This is a genomic window from Burkholderia sp. Nafp2/4-1b (assembly GCF_003635165.1).
In the GTDB taxonomy this organism is placed as follows: domain Bacteria; phylum Pseudomonadota; class Gammaproteobacteria; order Burkholderiales; family Burkholderiaceae; genus Burkholderia.
Genome location: NZ_ML058626.1, coordinates 124,610 through 139,970 on the forward strand (window position 1 = coordinate 124,610; position 15,361 = coordinate 139,970).

The 15,361-nt window shown below is 69.1% G+C and carries 12 protein-coding genes; 8 read left to right on the plus strand and 4 right to left on the minus strand.

Going from position 1 to position 15,361, the window contains the following annotated elements; translation table 11 throughout:
• Positions 1-143: 143 nt before the first annotated feature.
• From C7H84_RS31815 to C7H84_RS31830, 4 genes are all read right to left on the minus strand, one after another.
• Positions 144-1,526: an MFS transporter gene (locus tag C7H84_RS31815; protein WP_121862510.1), complete on the minus strand. Its 1,383-nt coding sequence runs from the start codon at positions 1,524-1,526 to the stop codon at positions 144-146.
• 110 nt (positions 1,527-1,636) lie between these two features.
• Positions 1,637-2,815, minus strand: a complete 1,179-nt coding sequence (locus C7H84_RS31820; protein WP_121862511.1) for a CaiB/BaiF CoA-transferase family protein — start codon at positions 2,813-2,815, stop codon at positions 1,637-1,639.
• Between the two features lie 14 nt (positions 2,816-2,829).
• Positions 2,830-3,987: an acyl-CoA dehydrogenase family protein gene (locus tag C7H84_RS31825; protein WP_121862512.1), complete on the minus strand. Its 1,158-nt coding sequence runs from the start codon at positions 3,985-3,987 to the stop codon at positions 2,830-2,832.
• 40 nt (positions 3,988-4,027) lie between these two features.
• Positions 4,028-4,873 (minus strand): MaoC family dehydratase N-terminal domain-containing protein, encoded by an 846-nt coding sequence (locus C7H84_RS31830; protein WP_121862513.1) that lies wholly within the window; start codon positions 4,871-4,873, stop codon positions 4,028-4,030.
• A 140-nt stretch (positions 4,874-5,013) separates the two neighbouring features.
• On the opposite strand from C7H84_RS31830, the gene C7H84_RS31835 reads away from it, so the two are divergent.
• The 8 genes from C7H84_RS31835 (at position 5,014) to C7H84_RS31870 (ending at position 15,334) form a co-directional block, all read left to right on the plus strand.
• Positions 5,014-5,964, plus strand: coding sequence for a LysR substrate-binding domain-containing protein (locus tag C7H84_RS31835; RefSeq protein WP_121862514.1), 951 nt, complete (start codon positions 5,014-5,016; stop codon positions 5,962-5,964).
• Positions 5,965-6,302: 338 nt separating this feature from the next.
• Positions 6,303-7,277 (plus strand): sigma-54 dependent transcriptional regulator, encoded by a 975-nt coding sequence (locus C7H84_RS31840; protein WP_121862515.1) that lies wholly within the window; start codon positions 6,303-6,305, stop codon positions 7,275-7,277.
• Between the two features lie 161 nt (positions 7,278-7,438).
• Entirely contained in the window at positions 7,439-7,837 is a 399-nt protein-coding gene (locus tag C7H84_RS31845; protein ID WP_121862516.1) for a DUF3467 domain-containing protein, read from the plus strand.
• Positions 7,838-7,846: 9 nt separating this feature from the next.
• On the plus strand, positions 7,847-11,632 hold the full coding sequence (locus C7H84_RS31850; RefSeq protein ID WP_240462152.1) for an N-acetylmuramoyl-L-alanine amidase: 3,786 nt from the start codon (positions 7,847-7,849) through the stop codon (positions 11,630-11,632).
• 69 nt (positions 11,633-11,701) lie between these two features.
• Complete coding sequence (locus C7H84_RS31855; protein WP_121862517.1) at positions 11,702-12,778, plus strand: hypothetical protein; 1,077 nt, start codon at positions 11,702-11,704, stop codon at positions 12,776-12,778.
• Complete coding sequence (locus tag C7H84_RS31860; RefSeq protein WP_121862518.1) at positions 12,775-13,038, plus strand: hypothetical protein; 264 nt, start codon at positions 12,775-12,777, stop codon at positions 13,036-13,038. Before C7H84_RS31855 ends, C7H84_RS31860 begins: the two co-directional genes overlap by 4 nt.
• Positions 13,035-13,856 carry a hypothetical protein gene (locus tag C7H84_RS31865; RefSeq protein ID WP_121862519.1) on the plus strand — a complete coding sequence of 274 codons (822 nt, stop codon included), beginning with the start codon at positions 13,035-13,037 and terminating at the stop codon, positions 13,854-13,856. Before C7H84_RS31860 ends, C7H84_RS31865 begins: the two co-directional genes overlap by 4 nt.
• Entirely contained in the window at positions 13,853-15,334 is a 1,482-nt protein-coding gene (locus C7H84_RS31870; protein ID WP_121862520.1) for a S8 family serine peptidase, read from the plus strand. Before C7H84_RS31865 ends, C7H84_RS31870 begins: the two co-directional genes overlap by 4 nt.
• Positions 15,335-15,361 lie beyond the last annotated feature (27 nt).

The window sequence follows — 15,361 nt, forward strand, 5'->3', positions numbered from 1 at the left end:
TGCCGCTATCGGTCGCACGGTCGCACCGGATTCCGGGCTCGCCCGCAAAGCGGCGGCCCTGGCTGGCACAACGCTGCGGCCGACGCGAGCGATCGCGGATTGCGCGAGCACGCGCCGCGGCCGGAATTTCGTTACGTCGCCATTCATGCTTGCGAGATACCGGGGTTGACCGCCTCCCCATCCATCTCGCTCGTTCCCGGCGCAACCTCCTCCAACGCCTGCCGCCCCGTCTCGACCCTCAACAACCCGATCGCGACGCACAACACCCCAAGCGTCGCGCTCACCATCGCGATCACCCCCGACACCCCGAACGCCTGATAAAGCGCGAGCGCAGGTGTCCCGATCGACGACATCCGCCCGGCCATCCCCGCCACGCCCGTACCACGCAGCCGCACTTCAGTCGGAAACAGCTCTGGAATATAGCCGAACAACCCCAGCGTCGTGATCGTATAGATCGCGCTGACGAGACAGAACCCGACCAGAATGATCGCGGTGGTATCGCGCAGCGATACATACAGCCAGCCGAGCGCAATACTCAGAATCGAAGCGATGACAATTCCCCGCGCACGGCCGACACGATCGGCGATCAGATACCCGATCAAGCCGCCGACCGGCGAGCCGATCGACATCAGGAACACGAAGCCGAGCGATTTGACGACGGACAATCCCTGCGCGACGAAGAACGTCGGCAGCCATGCAATGAAGCCGTAAAGCCCGACGTTCACGCCGATCGCAGTCAACGCGGCAACGACCGTCCGCCCGCGCATCCCCTTCGAAAACAGCACGCCAAGCGGCACCTTCCCGACATGCAGATCGACAATGCGCGTGACGGGCGGCAACGTACCCACCTGCTTGCCGACCTCCCGCTCGATCTCGGCAAGCGTCGCCTCGGCCTCATCGAGCCGCCCGACCGATTCGAGCCAGCGCGGCGACTCCGGCATCCGCTTGCGCATGAACCAGACGACCAGCGCGCCAACGCCCGCCAGCGCGAACATATACCGCCAGCCGAGATACGGAATGATCCAGTACCCTGCAGCCAGCGCGGCAAACAGCCCGCTGTTGGTGATGATCGCCAGCAGCGAAACCCACTTCCCGCGCGTCTGCGGCGGCACGAACTCGGCAAGCGTCCCCGCCGCGACAACCAGTTCCGCGCCGAGCCCGATCCCCATGATGAAGCGCAGCACGATCAGCCACTCGATATCCGGCGCGAAACACGCGGCGATCGACGCGAGCCCGAACACCGCGAGATTGAGCTGATACGAATACCGCCGCCCGAGCCGATCGCCGACATACCCGGCGACGAACGCGCCGATCATCATCCCGACGAAGGTCGACGACACGAACATCGCGCCATGCCGCAAGTCGGTGAAGCCGCTCTTGACCATCGCCGCGACGGAGCCGTTGGCGAGATAGATGTCGAACGCATCGAGGAACGCGCCACCGGCAATGAGCCCGAGGATCTTCCAGTGGAACCTTGAAATCGGCAGCCGGTCGAGCCGGCCGGCGGCATTGACGGTGTTCGCCATGATGTCTCCGGTTGTGCGGCGCTCTCGCGTCCGTGGACCGGACGTGGAGACGCTTCGATATTGGATGGATGAGGAGCGCGCTTCGATCCGATCAGCACGCAAAGGCCCGGTCAGACCGCACCGGAGGCGTGCAACGCGTGAATCTGTTCGTCGCCGTAGCCGAGCTCGCGCAGCACGGCGTCGGTATGCTGGCCGAGCGCCGGCACGGGATCCATCCGCGGCTCGTCGCCCGGCGTGACGCCGGGCGGCAGCAGGGCAGGGATTTCCCCCGCAGGCGTATCGACTCGCGTCCAGCGCTGGCGGGCGGCAAGCTGTTCGTGCGCCCACACGCCGTGCATGTCGTTCATCCGTGCATTCGCGATGCCGGCTTGCTCGAGCCGGTCGATCACGTCGGCGGCGGTCAGCGTCGAGAACGCGCGCACGATGATGGGCATGAGCGCGTCGCGGTTCGCGACACGCCGGCTGTTCGAGCCGAACCGCTCGTCCGCCGCGAGTTCGGGCATGCCGATCACGGTGTCGCAGAAGCGCTTCCATTCGCGCTCGTTCTGCAGGCCCAGCATCACGGTTTTTCCGTCGCCGGCCTTGAACGGCCCGTACGGAAAGATCGTCGCGTGCGACGCGCCGGCTTGCCGCGGCGGCGACTGGCCATCGATCGAGTAGTAGAGCGGATAGCTCATCCACTCGACCATGCTTTCGAGCATCGATACGTCAATGTGCCGGCCGCGTCCGGTGCGGCCGCGCTCGATCAGCGCGGCGAGGACGTTGGTATATGCGTACATGCCCGCCGCGATGTCGGCGATCGAGCAACCGGCTTTGGCCGGCTCGTCCTCCGAACCCGTAATGCTGAGGAATCCGGATTCACTCTGGATCAGCAGGTCGTACGCCTTCTTGTCGCGGAACGGGCCGTCGAGCCCGTACCCGGAGATATCGCAGACGATCAGCTTCGGATAGCGTTCGCGCAGCGTGTCGTAGTCGAGCCCCAGGCGCTGCGTCGCACCGGGCGCTTGGTTCTGCACGAACACGTCGGCGTCGGCGAGCAGCTTGTGAACGACGTCGAGCGCGGCAGGCTGCTTGACGTCGAGCGTGATGCTTTCCTTCGAGCGATTGGTCCACACGAAGTGCGACGCGAGCCCCGACACGCGTTCGTCGTAGCCGCGCGCGAAATCGCCGACACCCGGCCGCTCGATCTTGATCACGCGCGCGCCGAGATCCGCGAGCTGGCGCGTGCAGAACGGCGCGGCGATCGCGTGCTCGAACGTGACGACCTTGATGCCTTCCAGTGGGCGCATGCTCGGCACTCCTGTCAGAACGAACGCGGCAGGCCGAGGATGTGCTCGGCGACATACGACAGGATCAGGTTCGTCGAGATCGGCGCGACCTGATACAAGCGCGTTTCGCGGAACTTGCGCTCGACGTCGTATTCGCATGCGAACCCGAACCCGCCGTGGAACTGCAGGCACGCGTTCGCGGCTTCCCACGACGCGTCGGCCGCAAGCAGCTTCGCCATGTTCGCCTGCGCGGCGCACGGCTCGTGCGCGTCGAACCGGCGCGCGGCCTCGAAGCGCATCAGGCTCGCGGCCTCGACGTTGATGAACGAACGCGCGATCGGAAACTGCACGCCCTGGTTCTGGCCGATCGGGCGGCCGAACACGACGCGATCCTTCACGTACTGCGACACCTTGTCGACGAACCAGTAGCCGTCGCCGATGCATTCGGCCGCGATCAGCGTGCGCTCGGCGTTCAATCCGTCGAGGATGTACTTGAAGCCCTGGCCTTCGTCGCCGATCAGGTTCTCGGCCGGAATCTCGAGGTTGTCGAAGAACAGCTCGTTGGTCTCGTGATTCACCATGTTCGGAATCGGGCGCACCGTCATCCCGTTGCCAATCGCGTGATGCAGGTCGACGATGAAGATCGACATGCCTTCCGACTTCTTCTTCACGTCCGACAGCGGCGTGGTGCGCGCGAGCAGAATCATCAGGTCGGAGTGCTGCACCCGCGAGATCCACACCTTCTGGCCGTTGATCACGTAGCGATCGCCTCTGCGTACCGCGGTGGTCTTGATCTTCGTCGTGTCGGTGCCGGTGGTCGGTTCCGTCACGCCCATCGACTGCAGGCGCAGCTCGCCGCTCGCGATCTTCGGCAGATAGCGCTGCTTCTGCTCGGCCGAGCCGTGGCGCAGCAGCGTGCCCATGTTGTACATCTGGCCGTGGCACGCACCGGAGTTGCCGCCCGCGCGGTTGATTTCCTCCATGATGACCGATGCCTCGGTAAGGCCGAGGCCGGAGCCGCCGTATTCCTGCGGAATCAGCGCGGCGAGCCAGCCGGCTTTGGTCAGCGCGTCGACGAATGCTTCGGGGTAGCCGCGTGCGTCGTCGATCTTGCGGAAATACTCGGCGGAAAACTCGCCGCACAGGTCGCGAACGGCTTCGCGAATGTCTTGGTACGCGTCGGCAGGATTCATGTGTCGTGTCGGGGAATGCGTCGGAAAGCGCAGGAATGGGTCAGGCGAGGGTCGCGCTCGCGGACATGGTCAGCCAGCCGTCGTGATCCCTGGCCCAGAGATCGATGGACTTGCCGTCGTCGGCGAGCCGGCCGCACACGCTGAACGTGTTGCCGAGGAAGGTCGGCCGCACCGCGCGATACGCGTACTCGCTGATCGTCGCGTCGGGCAGCGAGCGCGTGACGAGGTCGAGCAGCAGCGTCGAGATCAGCGGGCCATGCACGACGAGGTCCGGATAACCCTCGACGTCGCGCACGTAAGTTCGGTCGTAGTGAATGCGATGACCGTTGAAGGTCAGCGCGGAATAGCGGAACAGCATGACTTCGTCGGGCGTGATGTCGCGCTGCCATTGCGCATCGGCGGGGGCGGCCTTCGGCGGAGGGGCAGAGGCGCCGGGCGCGGCCACACCGCGATAGACGATGTCGTGTTCCTCGCGGATCGCGACCTCACCCGCGGCTTCGATCACATGCTCGACGGTGACGAAGCCGAGCGTGCCGGTGCGGCCTTCCTTGTGTTCGACGGACAGGATGCGCGACGTGCGTGTCGCGATCGCGCCGATCGTCAGCGGCGCCTCGAACGTGAGCCGGCCGCCGGCCCACATGCGCCGCGGCAGCCCGAGATCCGGCAGGAAGCCACCCTTGCGCGGATGGCCGTCCGGGCCGAGCGCCGCCTGCTGCGCGATCGACCAGAAATACAGCCAGTGCCAGCCCGGCAGCAATGCATCACCGACGGCGGGCACGACCGGATGGTCGAGCGTGGCCGCGAGAGCGACTGCGCGTTCGGCGCTGATCAGGTCGGTCGCGACCTGAGTGGCATCGTCGCCGGCATGCGAGCGGGGAGCGTTCACTGTCACCTCCATCGCCGGGCACGCCGGCTGTCTTGACTGGGTATGAAGTGACTTTAGGTGATGCGCTCGCGCGGCGGAAATACCGTTTGGATGTGCCGGTCATAGGGGTATCCTATGGCTTTCACGCCGACCGAACCGCCATGGACATCCGCCAGCTCCGTTACTTCGTCAGCATCGTGGAATACGGCAGCCTCGGCAAGGCGGCGGAAAAGCTGTTCGTCGCGCAGCCGTCACTGAGCCAGCAGATCGCGAAGCTCGAGGGCGACCTCGGCGTCACGCTGCTCGTGCGCAGCCCGCAAGGCGTGAAGCCGACCGCGGCGGGCCAGGCGCTGTATCGCCATGCGCGGCTCGTGCTGCGGCAGATGGAGCAGTTGCGCCAGGAAGTGCGGGAAGGAGCGGGCAGCGAGTCGGGCACGGTCGCGGTGGGTTTTCCGACGACGATGACGTCGATTCTCGCGGTGCCGCTGTTCGAACGGGTGAGGGCGCGCTATCCGGGCATCCGGCTGCAGTACCTCGAGAGCATGAGCGGTTTCATCAACGAGCTGCTCGCGAACGGCCGGCTCGATCTCGCGATCCTGTTCCGCGAATCCAATACGACCGGCATCACCGCACTCCCGTTGTTCGATGAAGTGCTGCATCTGCTCGGCGAGCCAGGCGATGCGGTGCCACCGCGCGCGCGCACCTGTACGCTCGCGTCGCTCGCCGGCGTGCCGCTCGTCGCGCCGGGCGTGCAGAACGGGTTGCGGCTGCTGCTCGAGCGCACGTTCGCGCGCGAAGAGGTGCCGCTGAACATCATCGCGGATATCGATTCGCTGCCGACGATGATCTCGCTCGCGCAGTCGGGGCAGGCCTGCACGATCCTGCCGGCATCCGCGCTGGCGTCGCGCGAGCCGTCGAACCGGCCGAAGATGCGCCGGATCGTCGAGCCGGAGATTCGCCGGCCCGCGAGCCTGTGCTGGTCGAACACGTCACCGGTCAATTCCGCCGCGCTGGCCGTGCGGGAAACGATCGTCGAGCTGATCGGGGAACTGGCGGCGAGCGGAACGTGGACGGGCATCTCGTTGCGCACGGCGGATTCGCTGCCGTCGTGATGTGCGCGAACCTGCGCGACATGACACTTTCGTTACTGCACCCGCGTTCTGCCGGACCGACCGGCTCGCCGGTGCGCACCGACGGCCGGCGCGCGATGTGCAAGCGTCGGCTGTCGACAGGTTGTACGAATGCCGATATTGACACTACACTGATTATCGGCCGGCGCCGTGACACGCGGCTCACCATTCAACACGCATCACAGTACTAATTAAACGCGTGCCGACAATCGCCATCGAGGATGGTTGCCTTGTTCCTCAACATCCAGCGGGGGGAAGTGGCGATGAAAATCGGGGCTGGGCATTATCCGTCCACGGTGTGTTAGCCGGACGGCGCGCGCATGAGCACGATCGGGGGCATTCACGCGACGTCACTCGGGCTGCACGGCTCGAGCCCGGCGATGGCCGATTTGCGCCGCTATCTGGCGAAGGTCGCGCAGACCGACACGACGGTGCTCGTGACCGGCGAAACCGGTACCGGCAAGGAGCGCGTCGCCACCGCTGTCCATTGCCTCAGCACCCGAACCGACAAGCCATTCATCGCGGTGAACTGCGCGGCCGTGCCCGACAGTCTGTTCGAATCCGAAATGTTCGGCCATGAGCGTGGCGCATTCACGGGCGCGCAGCACGCGTTTCCCGGCCGCTTCGCCGAGGCCGACGGCGGCACGCTGTTCCTCGACGAAGTCAGCGAGATGCCGCTCGGCGTCCAGGCCAAGCTGCTGCGCCTGCTCGAAGACCGCACGGTGATGCCGGTCGGTTCGCAGCGGCGGCGCCCGATCGATGTCCGGATCGTGGCGGCCAGCAACGAAAGACTGGAGGACCTGGTTGCCGAGCGCCGTTTTCGCGCGGACCTGTTCTATCGCCTGAACGTCGCGCGCATCGAGATGCCGCCGCTGCGGGAGCGGCCCGAGGACATCGCGTCGATCGTCGATCACTTCGTCACCGAACAGAACCAGCGGCGCGCGATGCGGGTGGGGCGGCCCGATCCGGCGTTGCTCGAGTGCATGCGGCACTACCAGTGGCCGGGCAATGTGCGCGAACTGCGCAACCTGGTCGAGGCGTTGTTCATCGATGCGCCGGAAGGGCGCCCGTTCGGGCTGGGCGACCTGCCGCCGGCGTTTCGCCGTTTGTTCCTGCAGGACTTCTCCGCCGGCGAACACGAGCGTGAACGGCTGGTGTCGGTGCTGCGCCAGACCAACTGGAACAAGATGGAGGCCGCGCGCCAGATGAACTGGTCGCGCATGACGCTGTACCGCAAGCTGGCGAAGTACAACCTGGACGCCGGCAACCCTGCGCCGAACACTGCACCGGTGTGACAGCGCGGCTGTCACATGGTACAGCCCGGCAGCTTTCATGAATCCCGCTCCGGTCGGGAAATCCCGCGGCAAATCATGCGTTTGCGCCACCGCGCGAGCGTTGGCCCGCTCCTTGCGAAGATGAACGGACAGACCGCCCGTCGCCATGCAAGGAGGCCGTCGTGCAAGTCATCGAGCCACTCGTGAACGCGCAGCCGGATCCGGCCCAGCCGGCCGGCCAGCCGCGGCCGCTGCTCGCCAGTTATGCGAACTATTTCGAGGTCGGCCATAACGCGTTCGAGTTCCTGATCGATGCCGGCCAGGTCGAGCCGCAGTCCGGCAACGTCCAGTTGATGAGCCGCATCGCGATCAGCCCGGTTCACGCGAAGCTGCTCGCGCAACTGCTCACGCGCTCGATCGCGCAGTTCGAAGCGACTCACCACGACATCCCCGACATCGGCGACACGGAACCGGATCTCGCGATTCTTCCCCCGCAGGAATTCGAACGGCGCGCGATCGATGCGCGCAGCAAGCCGATGCTCGGCAGCCGTCCCGACGAGCCCGATCAAAACCAGAGCTGAGGACACGAAATGGCAGCGCAACTCCATCCCAATCGCATGGTCCTGACCGACCGTTTCCCGATGCTCGGCTTCACGATTCGCGTCGGCCACGCGCCGTGCGTCGCGGAACTGGTGATCGCGTCCGATCCCGCGCTGTTCACGCGCAAGGAAGGGCGCACGTCGTCGACGTTCTACACCAGCCGCGAGGACGGCCTGCTCGCGATTCCGCGCGGCGAAGCGGTGTTCATGGTGCCGCCGGCGGTGCTGGCGCGCTTCGCGGGCGCGGGCCGGCTGTGGTTCGGTCTGGCCACCGCGGCGTCGCCGGATGCCGGTGCGTGGACGGTCGATGTCCTGCCGAATGCCGATAGTCCGTACGTGTCGCTGTCGGGGCTCAGCGACCGGGGATTGCGCAGGGTCCGCATGTTCCCGACACGCGGCGGCGGCGCCGTCAGGAGTCCGCTGCTGAACTGGGCGGGCGACGACACCCGGCCGGGCGCTACCGCGGTGCCGGCGCCTGCCGCGCCGCGGCCGGCCGCCGAACCGGCTGCGCCGCACCACGATGTCCATTACGACGACGGGTTCGGTCCGCTTCCGCCGCTGAATGCCGCAACGCCTGCCGCAGCACCCGCCGCAACGCCGGCCGCAGCGACACCCGCGGCACCGACAGCGGTGCCGGCGGCGCGCCCGGTGGCCGCCGCCGTGCCGGCGCCCGTGTCGCAGGGGATGAGCGGCGATGCCGATTTCCGCATCGCCGGCGAGCGCCGCAGCTTTACCTGGCCGCGCCCGCGCAAGCTCTCGACCGTCGAGCGGGTCGCGCTGCGCGCGATGCTGAGCGCGAATCCGGCCACCGCGTCGCTGCTCCTGCTGCTGCCGGTGGCGATGCGCAACGGCCTGTCGGTGTCGATCGGCGCGGGCGCCGGTGCCGGGCTGGAATCCGGCGGCTCCGGCGCGGTCGGCCTCATCTTCGACGCGAACGGCGACGACATCGGCGTGTTCGTGTCGGGCGAGCTCGATTTCGGCTATATCGTGTCGGCGAGCCTCACCGGCCAGATGACCCTGCTGCGCGGCCATATCGATGATTTCGCCGGCACCGGCACGAGCGTGGGTGTGATGGTCGGCGAAAGCCCGGCCGCCGGCATCTCGGCGCTGTTCAACGCCCGCAACGAATTCGTCGGCGTCACGTTGTCGGCGGGCGTGAGCGTGGGCAGCCCGGTGAGCATTTTCGTCGGCGTGTCGCGCGCCGCGTCGGGCACGCTCGCGACGTCGTCGTCGCTCGCGTGGTCGCGCGGCCTGAGCGACGACCCCGAGGCATACGGGATCGATACGCCGCCGTACAGCGACGACGATGCGGCCGCCCAGCCGCCCGCAACGGCCAGCGCGCTGGCGCTCGGCGCGCGCGAGAACAGTCTCGTCACGCGCACCGCGGCCAGCCCGAATTTCGACGAAGGGCGCGGCACCAGGACGATCGATCGCATCATCATCCACATCGCCGACGTGCCGACCGTGCAGCACGTAGTGAATACCTTCACCAATGCCGCGTCGAAGGTGAGTTCGCATTACCTGGTCGGGCAGGAGGGCGAAGTCATCCAGTTCGTGTCCGAGGCCGACACCGCGTGGCACTGCAAGGGCTCGAACCAGCGCAGCATCGGCATCGAACATGTCGCGGTGAAGCGCGGCGGCGCCGACTACCCGCGTCGCAACGGCACCGTCCAGCATTTCGACGCACTGGCACCGACGCAGCTCGAGTACGAAACCTCGGCGGCGCTCGTCGCGTCGCTGTGCGACAAGTATCAGCTGCCGATCAATCGCACGACGATCATGGGCCATCGCGAGGCCGACACGTCGACCGGCCATACCGCGTGCCCCGACGGCAACTGGGACTGGGACTACTTCATGCGGCTGGTCAACAGCCGCACCTGCCAGCCGCAGGCGGCCGGCCAGGCGCTGGGGCGCGCCGCGCGCGCGTTCGGCGACGACATCCCGCTCGACCCCGGCGTCGGCGGCCTGTCGATCGGTACCGATGCGCTCGAGATCGGCGACATCATTCTCAGCACCACCGGCAATCCGGGCTCGGGCGTCATTCGCGCCGGCTCCGGCGCCGAGGTCAGTCACGCGATGCTCTATGTCGGCCAGGGCGGGCAGGTGATCGAGGCGATTCCCGGCGGGGTCCAGCTGCGCCCGCTCGCGGATGCGCTGGCCGATGCGCGGCTCGCGGTCGCGTTTCGGGTGCCGGGGCTGACCGATACGCAGCAGCGGCAGATCGCCGATGCCGCCGCGCGCTACCTCGATCGCGGCTTCAACTACGTCGGGCTGGTGCGCTGCGGCGGCTACCTGATCGACCGCCGCGCGTGCGACCTGCTGTCGGGCGATGCGGCCGAGCGCTGCCGCCGCTTCGTCGGCCGCGTCGAGCTCGGCGAAGGCGCCGACACCGACACCTTCTTCTGCTCGCAACTGGTCGCCCAGGCGTTCCAGGATGCAGGCAGGCCGCTCGTCAGCGTGCCGCCGCACTGGGTGCCGCCCGGCGATCTCGCCACCCTGTCGACCGGCACGATGGCGGCGGGCACGCTCGCGTATGTCGGCCATCTGAAGGCGCCGATCCCGAGCCGCGGCTTCTTCGGCATGAGCCAGGCGCTGGCGGTCGCGCCGGGCGCCGCGCGCACGCTGGGCGCCGACGACTGGACCGTGAACTGGGACGACGTGCAGATGACCCCGCAGCCGACCGACATGGGCTGCTGGGCGACGGCCGCGTCGATGGTGCTCGGCTGGCGCGACAACCAGAGCGTCGATCCGACGCTGCTCGCGCGCTGCATCAGTCTCGAGCGCCAGATGCGCGACGGTCTCGCGCCGGCCGAGGTGGCCGGGTTCGCCGCCGCGTCGACCCTCACGGTCGAGCCCAATGCGTGCTTCACGCCCGAAGGCTTTCGTCGCCTGCTGGAAGCGAACGGGCCAATCTGGGTCGCCGAAGTCGTGCGTGCGCCGGTCAACTTCTTCCATGCGGTGGTGGTGACGGGCATGTATCGCAGCGGCGACGCGTATTTCGTGCGGATCACCGATCCGCTGGACCGCGTGGTCGGCACGCCGGGCCATCCCGGCGCGCGGACGCTGCCGCCGACCCACGCGACCGGCAGCCGCTACATCATGACCTACGAGGACTTCGTATCCGAATTCGAGGCGGCGGCCGGCATCGGCGTGATCCAGCTCATGCATTCGGGCGGCACGTTCGGGCACCTGATCAATCGCGGCAGCGCGGCGGGCGCCGGCTACGCGCTCGGCATCGAGCCGCCGGCCGCGGGCAGCGGATTCGGCGTCGGCGTGAGCCTGACCCGGCGCACCGAGAGCCACGACGGGCGCAGCTACGATCTCGCGCAGCTGGTCGGGCTGGTGCAGCCCGCCAATGCGCTGGCGGGAGGCGCGGGGCAGCCGCGCATGCCGGGCCAGCGCATCACGCTCGACGACTGGCCGTACATCGACGGGCCGAGCGGCCGCACGTGCGCGCCGGTGGCGATCGAATGGGCGTGGCAGGGCGGGGCGGTCGGCGACGTGACGATCGTGCCGGCCCAGGGACAGATGCTCGACGGCTGGACCGCGTCGGTTCGTGCGGATATCGGCCGCGGTTCCGGCACGCCGGAGCGGGCGAGCATCACGCTGCGCATCACGACGACGTTCCGGCATGCCGGCGAGGACGATCAGGTCGGCGTGACCGAGGTGGCGCTGAACGGCGACGGCCGCTTCCAGACCGTGCACGGCGCCGACGGCGCGCCGCCGCTTCCGGCAAGCGGCACGCAGCCCGCGGCACGCGAACTGCAGCCTGCCTGACCGCGAGGGACCCGCGCGATGGCACGCCACATCCCCCCTCCGCCACCCCGCGGCGCGATCGCGCCCGCGGTGGCCCTTGCTCGCGACGCGTTCGGCCGCGAGATCGTCGACGGTGCCGGATCAGGCGACCCGGGCCGGCAGGACGGCGCGTCGCCGCCGGCGGTTCCGGCCGGCGGCCCGGGCGCGTCGGCGCCGCCCAAGGAGAAGGCGACGGACGCGATCGGCCGGCGTGCGGCGGCGCTGGCCGACGCGATCGACTTTCCGACCTTCGTCGCGAGCCTCGTGCACGGCACGTACGACGCGATCGTGGACAGCTCGATCAAGCAGGTCGAGAGCTTCGCCGACCTGGTCGGCGCGGTGGCCAAGCCGCTGGACCAGTTCGCGCAGGAGAACGTGACCGACGGACAGGCGCGCGCATGGCTGGTCGAGCAGTATCCGCACGACGTGACGCTGGTGCAGGACGGCGGCGAATACCGCCTCGCGCCGGTGGTGCGCCCGGGCGACGACGACGCGGCGCCGGCGCCCGCATGGCTCGCCGATTTCGGTGCCGCCGATGGCGCGTTCGACGCGCAGACGCTCGAGTCGGTGGTGTTGCCCCGCGCCCGCGAGCGGGTCGCGCAGCATCGGCTGTCGACGCTGTCGACGATGGTGCTGCTCGGCATGCAGCGGGTCGTGGTCAAGGACGGGACGATCGCTGCGAGCCTCAATTTTCAGGCCAAGGCACGCGACCGCGCCGCGGTGCAATATGCGACGTCGAACGATCCGTCGTCGGGACAGACGACCTGGGGCGGACGGGGGACGTCGGGCGACGTCGTCACCACGGTGTCGACCGTTGCGGTCAATGCGCAAACCGACACCGATCTGAAGGCGACGCTGACCGGCAAGGTCAGCATCAATTTCGCGTCGGAGACGCTGCCGCTCGACCGTTTCGTCGACGAGGCATCGCGCAATCTGCTGGAGCGGCACAGCCGGCCGGCGGCGCGGATCGCGGCGCCGGCGGCCGCCCCGCCCGCGGCACCGGTTGCGCTACCCGCGCCGGCTGTGACGCCCGCGCCCGCACCCGCGCCCGCCGCCGTGCCGGCGGCACCTGCCGCGCCGGCTGTTGCAGCGGCGCCCGCATCGTCCACCCGGGGAGCACCAGCATGATTGCGCCAAGGCCGCTGGGCGACACGCTGGGCGCGTTTGCCGACGTCGCCGAGCAGTTGAACGCGGGTGCGGCGCAGGGGCTGCGGGTGCGCTCGGTCATCATGGAGCTGCCGCTCGACCTGCGCGTCGCGCGCGGCGCCGACGGCGTCGAGCTGCTCGGCGAGCTGCCGCAGTTCCTGACCCGCACGGCGTTCGATGCGGAGCCGGCGCGGCTCGCGATCGTCCTCGAAGCCGTGCCGATCGATGGAGCTGCGCGATGAACAGCAACGCGAGCCTGCGCCTCGAGGATTTCATCCAGGCCGTGCAGAGCCAGCTCGACAACGCGCAGGCGGCGATGGCGATCAAGGCGCGCAACCTCAACCTGCCGCTGACCTTCGCGATCAAGGACGTCAATCTCGACCTGCGCGCCCACGTCGAATTCGTCGAAAGCGAGGTGTGGATTCGCCCGGCAGGCCCGGGCGACACCGACAGCAGCGCGTTCCATCTCGTCTTCACGACCATCACGCGGCCGGCGATCGAGGAGAACGCGATCGCGCTGTCCGAGGACAGCAAGGACCAGCCGCTCGACGCGCTGGGCGACGAACTGTCGGCCGAGGACCGCAAGCGGCTCGAATGGGCCGGCGTGCGCACGGTCAGGCAATTCAGGCAGGCCGAGCAGCGCGACATGGTGCATGCGATCGGCCGCGTCACCAATCTATCCGTGGACCGGCTGCGCCGGGCGCTCGACCGGGCGGGCGCGCCGAGCGTCGAGCGAGTCGAGCCGGTCGCGCCGGCCGTCGATGCGCAGCCCGATGCGTCGCCGCTGCTGCGTGTGATCGGACGCAATCTGGTCAATGGCGCGCACGCGCCGCTGGTGCGGATCGGCAATCGGCCGGTCGCCGTGTTGCAGTCGGCGGACGACGAGCTGCTGCTCGCGCCGGGCCACGACCAATGGGCCGGCGAACTCGCCGTGTCGCCGACGAGCCGGCATGCGGCCGCGATGGCGTTCGACCTGAGCGCGTTCGCGCCGCCGGCGGCGCCCGCCGGCAAGCCGATGACCCTGGGCGCGATTCCCGCTCAGGAGGAGGCGCGGCCATGACGATCTGCGCACTCGGCACGCCGTGGGCGTCGCCCGGCGAGCGGCAGTTCAGCCTGCCGACCAGCCTGCTTTGCAAGCTGGCGCTCGGCGAGGCGCCCGAGAACGTGCCGTCGATCCGCGACGTGACGCGCGGCGCGCTGGCCGCCGCGCAACGCATCGACGGCGGTCCGGTCGACCGCATCCTGGCCGCATTCGCCGGCCGCTTCCTCGCGGTGCGGCCGTTCAGCGCGGCGGCCGGGCGCTGGGTGCCCGGGCACGCACACTGCGGATACGACGCGATCGAGCAGGCGACGGGCGTGGCCCGCACGCTGCTGCTGCGCGTGCCGGCCGGCACGCCGATCGGCGAGCTGTGCGATTCGCTCGCGCAGCTCGCGACCGTGGAGAGCGTGACGCCGAACTACGTCGCGATGGTCCCGATGGACGCGCCCGGCCGGCTGGCGCCCGCACCGTCGGCCGCCCGGCTCGCGCAGGATGCGCGCGCGCTGGTGCGCATGGCCGACGCGCACGCGATCGAACCGGGCGACAGCGGCGTCACGGTCGGTCTGATCGACAGCGGCATCGCGCGCCGGCATCCCGAATTCGCCCATGCATTCCGCACGGGCGCGGACACCGTGCGGCTGGAGCCCGGCGATTTGTCGCCCGGCGTGCAGCTGCTGAGCGGCCACGGCCATCGCGGCGATTTTCCCGAGGACCGCTTCGTCGGACACGGAATGGGCTGCGCGGGGATCATCGCCGCCGCGGGCGTGGCGATGCCGCGCGGACTCGGCGGCGACTGCCGCATCCTCCCGATGCGCGCGCTGGCGGCCGCGCGCCTGCCGGGCAACGCGCACGCGGTCGGGCTCGGCGCGATCGCCGACCTCGATCGCGCGCTCAAGCTGGCGGTCGACCTCGGCGCCAAGGTGATCAACATGAGCTTCGGCACCGACGACGCGACGATTGCCCCGAACCGCCCGAAACCGCACGCCGACACGATCGCGTACGCCGCCGCGCGCGGCTGCATCCTCGTTGCCGCGAGCGGCAACAACGGCAGCGTGACCCGCTACTGGCCCGCCGCCTATCCGCAGGTGATCGCGGTCGGCGCCGTCGGCGACGACGGACGGCCCACCGGCTTCTCGACGCGCGGCCCGCACGTCGCGCTGTGCGCACCGGGCGAACGGGTGCTGACGAGCGCGATCGAGGCCTATCAGCTGGCGACCGGCACCAGTTTCGCCGCGCCGTTCGTCGCGGGTGCCGCGGCGCTGCTCGTTGCCTATGCGCAGCGCCGCGCCTATCCGCTCGACGGCGCGACGGTGCGCGATCTGTTCGTCGGCACCGCGCGCCCGTTCGCGCCGGGCGCGCCCGGCGCGGCCGACGGCTGCGGCGCCGGCATTCTCGACGCGGCCGCGGCGCTGCGGGCGCTGTCCGAGCGCATCGACGCGTACGACGCGGCAGGCGAAGACGGTTGCATGGGCAAGGAAGGCAGTGCCGACGACGGCTGACTTGCGCGCCGGATCCCGTTCACTCCC

Coding starts and splice junctions, on each gene's coding strand:
- C7H84_RS31835 (WP_121862514.1), top strand. CDS start 5,014: ATGGACATCCGCCAGCTCCGTTACTTCGTCAGCATCGTGGAATACGGC.
- C7H84_RS31815 (WP_121862510.1), bottom strand. CDS start 1,526: ATGGCGAACACCGTCAATGCCGCCGGCCGGCTCGACCGGCTGCCGATT.
- C7H84_RS31840 (WP_121862515.1), top strand. CDS start 6,303: ATGAGCACGATCGGGGGCATTCACGCGACGTCACTCGGGCTGCACGGC.
- C7H84_RS31820 (WP_121862511.1), bottom strand. CDS start 2,815: ATGCGCCCACTGGAAGGCATCAAGGTCGTCACGTTCGAGCACGCGATC.
- C7H84_RS31860 (WP_121862518.1), top strand. CDS start 12,775: ATGATTGCGCCAAGGCCGCTGGGCGACACGCTGGGCGCGTTTGCCGAC.
- C7H84_RS31850 (WP_240462152.1), top strand. CDS start 7,847: ATGGCAGCGCAACTCCATCCCAATCGCATGGTCCTGACCGACCGTTTC.
- C7H84_RS31865 (WP_121862519.1), top strand. CDS start 13,035: ATGAACAGCAACGCGAGCCTGCGCCTCGAGGATTTCATCCAGGCCGTG.
- C7H84_RS31825 (WP_121862512.1), bottom strand. CDS start 3,987: ATGAATCCTGCCGACGCGTACCAAGACATTCGCGAAGCCGTTCGCGAC.
- C7H84_RS31870 (WP_121862520.1), top strand. CDS start 13,853: ATGACGATCTGCGCACTCGGCACGCCGTGGGCGTCGCCCGGCGAGCGG.